General features: G+C 66.2%; 6 protein-coding genes and 1 tRNA gene. 6 read left to right on the forward strand and 1 reads right to left on the reverse strand.

Translation table 11 applies throughout. The annotated features are described in order from the left end of the window. The first annotated feature begins 237 nt into the window (after positions 1–237). The 6 genes from C1I95_RS35475 (at position 238) to C1I95_RS30570 (ending at position 6822) form a co-directional block, all read left to right on the forward strand. Positions 238–408, forward strand: a complete 171-nt coding sequence (locus tag C1I95_RS35475) for a hypothetical protein (RefSeq protein ID WP_158566506.1) — start codon at positions 238–240, stop codon at positions 406–408. 94 nt (positions 409–502) lie between these two features. Beyond that, positions 503–2131, forward strand: a complete 1629-nt coding sequence (locus C1I95_RS30545; protein WP_111219112.1) for a hypothetical protein — start codon at positions 503–505, stop codon at positions 2129–2131. 833 nt (positions 2132–2964) lie between these two features. Beyond that, positions 2965–3288: a hypothetical protein gene (locus tag C1I95_RS30550; protein WP_233513981.1), complete on the forward strand. Its 324-nt coding sequence runs from the start codon at positions 2965–2967 to the stop codon at positions 3286–3288. Further along, the gene (locus C1I95_RS30560) at positions 3225–4739 is read left to right on the forward strand and encodes a relaxase/mobilization nuclease domain-containing protein (protein ID WP_233513982.1); all 1515 of its coding nucleotides are present in this window, start codon (positions 3225–3227) and stop codon (positions 4737–4739) included. Before C1I95_RS30550 ends, C1I95_RS30560 begins: the two co-directional genes overlap by 64 nt. 214 nt (positions 4740–4953) lie before the next feature. Beyond that, the gene (locus C1I95_RS30565) at positions 4954–5220 is read left to right on the forward strand and encodes a MerR family transcriptional regulator (RefSeq protein ID WP_199523986.1); all 267 of its coding nucleotides are present in this window, start codon (positions 4954–4956) and stop codon (positions 5218–5220) included. 420 nt (positions 5221–5640) lie between these two features. Then, positions 5641–6822, forward strand: coding sequence for a tyrosine-type recombinase/integrase (locus C1I95_RS30570; protein WP_111219118.1), 1182 nt, complete (start codon positions 5641–5643; stop codon positions 6820–6822). A gap of 112 nt (positions 6823–6934) precedes the next feature. Here the strand turns inward: C1I95_RS30570 and C1I95_RS30575 are convergent. Further along, positions 6935–7008: transfer RNA gene (locus tag C1I95_RS30575), tRNA-Pro, on the reverse strand. Positions 7009–7099 lie beyond the last annotated feature (91 nt).

Consider the following 7099-nt stretch of genomic DNA (forward strand, 5'->3'; position numbering starts at 1 on the left):
CGGCCAGCAACACGGAGGAACCCGGCCCCGCGCCGGGCCCTCAACATGCCAAGAAAACGCCGATAGGTACGCAAATCTTCTTCATCGAAGACCGGCTATCGAATGGCACTCAAGTGAAAGACCGAGGCTAGCTTCCTCTCCGGCTTTGGCGAGCAACTCGCAGAGTCCACCAAGGAGCGACTGAAGCAGTTCGGGGCCAAGTTACGGAAGCCCTCGCACGAGTCCAACGTCGACGAATTGACCGAGATTCGCCGGATTGTGATCGAGTTTAAGGCGGCGGATCCATCGTTCGCCCTTCCACAAGACCTGCAGAGCGCTATAGCCACGGAACTCGTCGAGTCTGGCCTCGACGCGGAGCGCGCAGCAAACATCGCGGCGCGGGTGGCCCGGGCGATCGGCGATGAGTAGTGGCGCTGCGGGCTGGCTACACGGGGACCTTCCAGGGGATGGCGAGTTTCGTTCCCGGTGGGCCGCCGATCTGACCGCACGTCTGCGCACCGGCATGGAGACGGCGGACGCCCAATTCGTGGCCCAGCGGCTCCAACGAATCGCACTAGAGAAGATCAGCGGAGGGTCGATCTCGCTCAACGCCTCAGCCGACCTGCGCATGTTCGGGATCGTGCTCGGCCGGCGGGCCAGGCAGTTCAAAAACGCGTTTCGCGTACACATCCCGGACGGGCTTGACCTCAACCAGATCACCGGCGCGATGCTCGCCCCCGAAGATCGGCGGGAGATGTATATAGAGGTGCGGCGAACGGCACTCAAAAAGCTGGAACGGTGCCGATCGACGAATATCAACGCATGGTCGACCCTCTGGGGTGCGTGGATCGATTTCATCGTCGCGGAGCGGGTCGTCTCTCGGTGGTGGCCAGCCGAGTACCGGTCGACTGCGGAGCGAACCGAGGAGGTCGGCCTACTGTTCGACGAGGAACAGTACCGCAGCCTGAGCAAGCAAGACTCGGAGCTGGAGGAAGCCTTCGCCGACATTTTCTCCGCCATGATGGTTTACGCCTCCGACGAGGCGCAGGAGGAATTACACGGGAGACTGTTGGAGGTTTGTGCCGAGCACGGAAAACTGCGAGCCCGGACCCGGTTGCGCGAGATGCGGCAGCAGTTTCAGGTGAGCCCGTGGAACTTTGTGCGGTGGGAAGCCGAACTGCGCACCGGATCGCCGGCAGGCGCCGAGCCAGCCGTCGAACAAACACCTGCGGAGCCGGCATCCGCCGCGGAGCCGCCGTCCGCCAAGCCGGCAACTGTCGCGGAGCTGCCGGATGAGCCGTCTCCGGTCCATATCTTGGCGCGGTGGGTCGAGGCTAGGTGGTCCCGGGATTCCGCCGGATTAGCCTCGTTGCTCGACGAGTTGCTCGAGTGGGGGCGGACCGGTTCACCGATCGAACGTGCGGTCGCACTCAGCGAAGCGGCCGGGGTGATCGCCCAGACAGACCTCAGCACCGGCTACGGCGCTGCTTTGACCGCTGGTGACGCGATCGACGTGGCGCTAGCTGGGCTGCCCGACGCCGAACTGCAGGCGGTGCTGCACGACGTCCTGGCGCCGACGCTGAACAACATTCTGGAAGTTCTACTCGCGGCGAGCAAGCCAATGGGCGACTCTGTGGACCGGGGCGCGTATGCCTGGATCAGGCGGCTGCACTGCTCGCCTGACCTGCCCGAGGCACTCCGCGAGTTGGGTCTGCGGCGCCTTATCGCGCACTATCAAGGCACAGGCGAGGCTACGATGGTCTGGCGCGTCGATCGGGTGGGCTACGACCACCGCTTCCTGACCCTCGGCGAACAAAGCGCCGCCGGCTGGCGGTTCATGTTCGAGCCGGGTGGCAGCGTGGCCATGGATCCCTTCAGGTTCTCCAAGCAGGACGTAGCGGTATTGCGGCGCCCACCGGGCCGCGCACGTACGGCGGCGGAGCGGGACGCGCTCCGGAAGGCGTTGTTCGGCCCCTGGATCGGCTTCCGGCTGGAGGTCGGGCTGTCGTTTCCTGGGGCGGTCCTCGTGCGACGGTCCGAGGAACTGTCAAGCCTTGATCTGACATGGCTGGGCGGCACACCGGGCGACGAGGAGCCGGTCTGGCCCGCGCTTGACTGGTTCGATCGTCTTGATGACACCAAACTGCAGTGACTTCTCAGCTCGGTATAGCCCCATTACACCCTGAGGCTCGCAGTCCCGGCTTCCCGCAGCTCGTCACCATGCGTGAACGGATGACCCCTCCGGCGGCGACCGGGCCGTCACAACCGACGGTGGTGCCAAAAGTCACGAACGTCGGACCAGCAAGGTATCGCTGGCACCGCCGCAGGAAGTTGCGGGGCACTGCCTGTGGGCAGAAGGTAACAACTCGCACACCTCGGCCGGAACGTGTGCGTTTTGAGGAACGGGTCCGCGACCAAATGATCGAGGTCGGTGGTGGCCCGGATCACCCGGGACGCCAGCGCCGGGTGTAGCAAGTTGTAGTACCGGTCACCGGACGTGTCGACCGAGCGCGGTCGACACGTCCGGCAACCGGCAAGAGCACTGACCCAGCGGGGTCAGTGGACAAGGTAACGCAACCACGTCGCGCGCCGACGGCGGCGGCCACACCGGCACTTCGGCAAGCTTCCGCCTTCGAGGGCGAGTTGCCGTACCTCGCGCCGAAGCGGTCCAGACTGGTTCCGCTTCCGCAGCCGGTAGTTCCGGCACGTGTGCTTCCGGTCACGGCTCTTGCTTCCACCGTCAGTACCGAGCGGAACCGGAAGCGCAGTTCCTACCGAGTCGCTACCCGTAGCGTCGCCGATAACCCCGCCGTCGCACGTTCGGACGCAGGAACAGGCGAAGCGGAGGCGACGACGGTGGACACCCGTACGCGAACAGCGACCGGCGGCACGCCAAGCCCACGTGGCGCCGACCGGCGTCACCAGTTCCCAGGCCGGCGGCAACGTATCAACCTCCGACTCGACGACGCCGAGCACAACGACGTCGTGACCGCCGCGAACCGCGCCGGGCTGACCCCGACCGGCTTCTGCGCCGATGCCGCGCTGGCCGCCGCCAGGAGCACCACCGCTCCCGGCGCCCTGATCGCCGGAACCGGCGTCACCCGAGCAGAACTCGCGGCCATGCAGCGGGAACTCTTCGCTGCTCGGACCGCCATAACGCGTACCGGCACCAACCTCAACCAAGCCACCGCAGCACTCAACGCCACCGGCGAAGCGCCGGTCTGGCTCGGCCACGCCGTCAGGCGGTGCGTGAAGGCACTCGACAGACTCGACGCCCTCGTGGCCGACATCGACCGGCGGCTACGCTGATCCCCGCCATTCATCCCCGCGGCACGAACGTAGGCGGACTGCTCCGCTACCTGTTCGGGCCAGGGAAGGCTGAGGAACACGTCAATCCCCACCTCGTCGCCGCGTGGTCCGGCCCCAGCCAGTTACCTTCGCTGGAACCCCCGACCCAGGCCTCCGGGCGCCACGACATCCGGGGCCTGGCCCGCCTGCTCGAACAGCCCGTACGGGCTGGCAGGAACCCGCCCCAGAAGTTCGTCTGGCACGCCTCCGTCCGCAACCACATCACCGATCGCGTTCTCAGCGACGGCCAATGGGCGCACATCGCCGCCGAGATCGTCGCCGCCGTCGGCATCGCCCCGCATGGCGACTCGGACGCTGTGCGATGGGTTGCCGTCCGCCACGCCGACGACCACATCCACATCGTGGCCACGCTCGTGCGGCAGGACGGCGAGACCGTCTGGGCCTGGAACGAACGCCTCAAGGCGCAAGCCGCCGCCCGAGACCTCGAACAACGCTACGGCCTGTACCAGGTCAGCCCGGTCGATCACACCAGCCACCGCCGGCCAACCGCCGCGGAACAGAACAAGAGCCACCGACAGGGCCGGCCCGAAGTTCCCCGAGACAAGCTCCGCCGCGAGGTACGTGCAGCCGCAGCCGCATCGACTGACGAGAACGACTTCGTCAACCGGCTCCAGGCGGCAGGCGTTCTCGTACGGCTTCGATACAGCACGGTCAACCCGGATGAGATCACCGGCTACGCAGTCGGGCTTCCCGACCACCACACGTACGCCGGGGACACCGTCTGGTACGGCGGCGGCCGACTCGCTCCGGATCTCACCCTCCCCCGGCTCCGCCAACGCTGGGCTGCAGGTCCCGGCACAACGCCACCCGAGGGCACTCAGCGCATCGAACGTCCCGGCGTCCGACACCGAACAAACGCCTTCCGCCGGGCAACAGCCTCTGCAACCACCAGCGCCCGTTACTTCGAGACGGCGAATCCGGCGAACGGCGAGGACGACATCGCGTCCCTCGCCGGGGCCGCCGCCGACCTTCTCGCGTCCACGGCGCGCGCGTTTGAAGGCCGCAAGAGCGGCCCCCTCACCGAAGCTTCGGAAACCTTCGATCGAGCAGTCCGGGAACCACGCCAACGCCGTCCCAGGCATCTCCACCCGGAGGCGGGCAATCTTCGGGCCATGTCCCGACTCATCGCAGCAGTGGGCCGGCTCACGAGCAACGACGACACCGCCGCAGCCCTGCAACTGGTCCTGCGCATGTCAATGATCGCGGACAATCTCGCCGAGTTCCGCGAAGCTCAGAACAGCCTCCATCAGGCGAAAGCAGCCCGACTGGCGGCAGCACGCCTCCGGATGATCGCGTCGAACACCGCAGCCGACCCGCTAGCGCCTCGGTTCGCAGCCGCGCCAGCGCCAGTTGTCGTAGAACGAGACCACACCAAGGGTCACGCGCTCTGACCAGCCATCCAGTCTCTACGCGAGTTCCCCGGGTCTGCTTCATCGAGGTGGGGCACCCCACAGTCGCATCATCGCCGCCCATGACCGATCCGCTACCCGTAGCGGTAGCGCGCCAGGAAACCCTGGAGCCCGAAGGTCGTGACGAGGCATACCAGACGGTGTCTCTTCAGCCGGACGCCACAGGCGTCTGCCCCCTCAGCAAAGGAACAGGCCAGTGATCACCAGTGCACTCAGCCAGGACCAGCTGCTGCAACTACCCGCAATGGTCGATCTGACAACCGCCGCTCGCGCGATTGGCCTCGGCCGGACGAAGGCGTACGAGTTGGCAAGGCGGAACGCATTTCCGTGCCCGGTGCTGCGCATCGGGACCTCGTACCGCGTACGCACGGTGGACCTGCTCGAACTCGTCGGCATCGAACGACCGCTGGACGCCGACGGACTCTCAGACCCGGACGGACAGGCGACTAGGGCGACTGTTTAGGCTCGCCGCCAGCAGTCGCGTCGGATGCGGCGGCAGCCCATGCCGGCCGATGGCGCCCGGTAACAACGTCGTCAACGAGCAAGGCGACAATTCCGGATGGTGTGAGGTCGGGACGCAACTGGCCTAGCCTCTCCATCTCGGACGGCGTCAGCCTGATCTTGACCTGTTGATCCCTCCTCTCCCGAGCAGGCAACGGCGGCAGGTCATCTGCGACAGGACGCTGTCGCGGCATACCTCAACTCCTCACCCAGCAGATCGAACAGTCGCATCACGGGTCGAGGGTCCCACACTCCCATCGCCAACCACTGGCGCCATCCCGATGTCGCCAGACCTAAACTAGGTACCTATTATTGGTACCTAGTTTAGGAACCTAGGCGACCTCAATTCATGGCGCCTCATCTGTGAAGGAGCAGAGCCAACGTGAGCCAGTCGGACCCAATCAAAAAGATCACGCTCAAGAACGGAAGAACCCGTTACCGGTTCGTCATTGACGTCGGACGGAAGGCAGACGGACGTCGAGACCAGCGGACGTACACCTTCGACACCAGGAAGGAGGCCCGGGCGGAGTACGCCCGGATCAAGCACGAGACCGACCGCGGCACCTACGTTCGACCCGGCAAGGTCACGGTCGCCGAGTTCCTCGATGAGTGGTTAACGTCCGCCACCCGCGACGTGGAGAAGGCCACGGCTTCGAACTACCGGGACGCGCTCCTACCGGTCCGGGCTCGACTCGGCGGGAAGCCGCTTCAGGACGTCAACGAGGCCGACATCGAAGCCTTGATCGACTGGATGCTGAGGGAAGGCCGGCGACGCGGCGGCAAGCCCGGCACGGGGCTTGGCGTCCGCTCGGTGCGTCTGACGCTGGGCCGTCTCCGGACCGCGCTGAACGTGGCGGTTCGCCGTCAGCTCGTGGTGCGCAACGTCGCCGCGTTCGTCACCATCCCCAGAGCAGCGGCGAAAGCCGCGATTGAGGAGAGGACGAAGCGGAAGCCCTGGACCCAGGACGAGGTGAAGACGTTCCTGACCGGCATCACCGGCGAGCGCCTGTACGCCGTCTGCCTGCTGTCGCTAATGGGTCTGCGACCGGCCGAGGTGTGCGGGCTGCGCTGGTCCGATGTCGACTTCGAGGCAGGCACGATCGCCGCCGGGGACAACACGCGAACGCTGGTCGACGGCGAGGTCGAGGAGAAGAAGGCCAAGTCGGCGGCTGGCCAACGCGGCCTACCGATGCCGGCAAGCGTGGCGAAGGCACTGAAGGCGTTCCAGACCCAGCAGAAGAAGGAACGCCTGAAGGCGGGCGACGCGTATGTCGCCAGTGGCTACGTCCTGGTCAACGAGATCGGCGAGGGGCAGCGTACCGACTGGCTCCGCCGCCGGGTGTACGGCCTGATGGCCAAGGTCGGGGTCCGCAAAGTCCGGCCGTACGACGCCCGACACGCCTGCCTGACCTACCTCGCCGCCGCCGGAGTACCCGACGTGGTTCTCGCGGCCTGGGCCGGCCACGCAGACGGCGGCACCCTCGCCAAACGGGTCTACGTCCACCCCGACAGCAGCCACCTGAAGGTGGCCGCCGAGCACCTCGAATCCGGGCTGTTCGGGTAGCTATCACACCCGGATTTCAGCAGTACGCGCGTACGTGATGATGTGTGAGACGAAACAGCAAAAAGCCCTGACCCACCAGAGTGAATCAAGGCTCTGACCTGCTAAAACTCTGTCGGGACGGCCGGATTCGAACCGACGACCCCTTGACCCCCAGTCAAGTGCGCTACCAAACTGCGCCACGTCCCGATGCCCTCGCGCGATTTCTCCCGCGACAGCCGGTACAGCTTAGCGCAGGATCTCCCACCCGTCGCACAGCCCCCTCCCCGCCTCCGCGGGG

The sequence above is a fragment of the Micromonospora craterilacus genome, assembly GCF_003236315.1.
Taxonomy (GTDB): Bacteria; Actinomycetota; Actinomycetes; order Mycobacteriales; family Micromonosporaceae; genus Micromonospora; species Micromonospora craterilacus.